A 2704-nucleotide genomic window follows, 5' to 3' on the forward strand; every position below is an offset into this window, starting at 1 on the left:
GTAAGCATTCGAAGAAATGCACCTTTTACACTTTGAGGTTTGGTTGTAGCTTTGCGGCAGTGAATACAATCAAACCTCAATTATTATGAACAGACAAGAATTTGAAGAATTAGAATTGCAGGTGCAACAAAGCGAGCTGCCGTTGAAGTCGTACCTTCAACAGATAGGTGTAAGTTATTCAACCTATCACTACTGGCGTAGAAAATGTTCCGTTGACAGGAGCAGTATCAAACACGAGTTGGCTCCTATCAGTTTTAAACAGGCATTTACGGAGTCTTCCCAAGAAGAACAATTGCCGCATGGTGTTGCGCTGCTGTTTCCCAATGGACTTCGTGCCCACTTCGGGAGCGGTTCTGAAGATTTGCTGAAGGAAATATTTACCCAAAGTCTTCGAAACGGTCATGTTTAACCTGAACGACACGATGCGCTACTTCCTGTGTCCGGGCAGGACAGATATGCGCAAGGGTATCAGTTCGCTATGCGGAGTGGTACATGAGAAAATGAACAGTGAAGTGAGGAACGGTGATGTCTTCATCTTCATCGGTTCCAGCCGCAGGCTAATGAAACTCCTTCATGCCGAAGACGGAGGTATGGTAATGTATGTAAAACGTCTGGAGGCCGGTCGCTTCAAATTGCCGGAGTATGATCCCAAATCAAACAGCTATCCCATGGAGTGGCGCGATCTGGTGATGATGGTTGAAGGAATACAGGAAAACCCGGAACAGAGGCTCCGGCGGTTAAGAGCCGAACGTAAGGAATACCATGTATAACATGTTTTTTATGTGAGTAAACTTTGGATATTGTTGCATAATTCACTGTTAATTAGTATATTTACATCATTAAAAGAAGTATAGACAATGGAAGAAAAAGAAATTTTACTCAAGACGATAGAAGGGCTGAATGCCTCTATAGCCTCATTGTCTACTACTAATAAGAATCAATCCGAACAGATAAAAAATCTGCAGGAACGTATCAAGGAGTTGACGGCTCAGGTCGCATGGCTGAACCGTCAGCTCTTTGGTCGTAAATCGGAGAAACTTCGCGTATATGATCCTAATATGCCAGATCTCTTTGCCGACGAGTTTTCCGGACTCCGGCAGCAGGCGGAAGAAAAGCGGGACGAGGCTGTGGAAAAGATTGAGAAGGAATCGGTGGAAGACGTAAAACGAAATCGCCAGAACCGCAAAATGATAGAGGACTTGCCCGTACTGGAGACCGATACAATAGAACCGAAAGGCGTAGACTTGTCTTTATACCGTAGAATAGGCGAAGAGATAACAAAAGTCGTCAAACACAAGCCGGGAATGCTTTACGTCAAGGTGATCATCCGTCCCAAATATGCTCTCAAGGATAGTACCCTGCTTCCTCCGGCCGGACAGAAAGGCGTAGAGATAGCTCCCATGCCGCTAATGCCGGTCGACAAGTGCATCGCTGACACCAGCCTGCTTGCCGAAATATTGCTTCAGAAGTATGAATATCATGTCCCGTTCTACCGTCAGATACAGCAATACCGCCATCTTGGAATGAAAGGTCTGACCGAAAGTACACTGGACGGCTGGTTCAAGAAAACCGTAGAATTGCTTAAGCCTCTGTATGAAGAACTCAAACGTGAAGTCTTCTCCTGTGATTATGTACAGGTGGACGAGACTACAGTTCCGGTCATCAACAGGGAAAAGCACAAGGCCGACAAGGAATATCTCTGGATGGTAAGATCAGTCATGGAGAGACTGGTCATCTTTCATTACGACGGAGGCTCACGGGCCGGAGCGGTCATCGAATCCCTGGCAAATCAATATAACTTCAAGGGATATCTTCAATGTGACGGTTTTGCAGGTTATGAAACAGCCTTCAAGGCCAACCCCGACGTGCGGCTGCTCAACTGTCTGGTGCATATACGTCGTCATTTTGAGCAGGCTTTGGATGAAAACAGGGAGATGGCCCAACATGCACTGACTCAGATACAGCATATCTATAAAATAGAACGTCAGTGTAACGAAGCCGGCCTGTCATATGATGAGCGCAGACAGAAGCGTCAGGAGCTGGCCCGGCCAATCATGGAGGCAATGAAGGTATGGATGGAGACAGAAGGGATTAAATACAGTCCAGGTTCTTTGACAGGCAAGGCCATTACATATGCCTATACCAAATGGGATAATATTATAAGATGCCTGGACGATGGCCGCCTGTACTGGGATAACAATCTGGCGGAAAACGTCCAACGCCCCATCACTCTGAGCAGAAAAAATTTTCTCTTCTGTGGTAATCACGAAGCTGCGGTTAATATGTCTGTCATATGTTCTCTGCTGGCCACATGTAAGGCGCACGAGGTAAATCCCAGGGTATACCTGAACGATGTTATCGCACAAATGCCTTATCACAAAAAGGCAACCCAAGAAGAACTTTTGAATCTACTTCCACATAAATGGAAGTTGAAACATCCGGAATGTGTACTGACAAGGCAAAAGGAGGAATCTTGTAACTGATATAAACTGTAACATATGGGTTCAACAAAACAATAGCGGCTGATACTATTAGGTTCATAGTGACAGTCGCTATTGTTGTATATAAAGGTTTAATACCTGTAGTTGGCCGAATACTTACGATGTAAAAATGATAGCCAATATCACGGAAACCACGGTGCAAGATATGATCCTGTCGGCAAGCCTCCGCCGAAAGGGACTTTCCTTCCGGCGTGGCACTGCAA

At 45.5% G+C, this 2704-nt stretch carries 3 protein-coding genes and 1 pseudogene; 3 read left to right on the forward strand and 1 reads right to left on the reverse strand.

The features are described 5' to 3' along the window. Positions 1-85: 85 nt before the first annotated feature. From tnpA to tnpC, 3 genes are all read left to right on the forward strand, one after another. Positions 86-409 carry an IS66 family insertion sequence element accessory protein TnpA gene (gene tnpA, locus DXA54_RS20420; protein WP_022233666.1) on the forward strand — a complete coding sequence of 108 codons (324 nt, stop codon included), beginning with the start codon at positions 86-88 and terminating at the stop codon, positions 407-409. After that, positions 402-770 carry an IS66 family insertion sequence element accessory protein TnpB gene (gene tnpB / locus DXA54_RS20425; protein WP_071149928.1) on the forward strand — a complete coding sequence of 123 codons (369 nt, stop codon included), beginning with the start codon at positions 402-404 and terminating at the stop codon, positions 768-770. The genes tnpA and tnpB overlap by 8 nt, the downstream gene beginning before the upstream one ends. 87 nt (positions 771-857) lie before the next feature. Further along, positions 858-2483 (forward strand): IS66 family transposase, encoded by a 1626-nt coding sequence (gene tnpC / locus DXA54_RS20430; protein ID WP_120080543.1) that lies wholly within the window; start codon positions 858-860, stop codon positions 2481-2483. 118 nt (positions 2484-2601) lie between these two features. Here tnpC and DXA54_RS20435 read toward each other — a convergent pair. Then, positions 2602-2704 (reverse strand): annotated as a pseudogene (locus DXA54_RS20435) (N-acetylmuramoyl-L-alanine amidase); the annotation flags it as partial.

It is taken from the genome of Bacteroides sp. OF03-11BH (assembly GCF_003604005.1).
Taxonomy (GTDB): domain Bacteria; phylum Bacteroidota; class Bacteroidia; order Bacteroidales; family Bacteroidaceae; genus Bacteroides; species Bacteroides ovatus.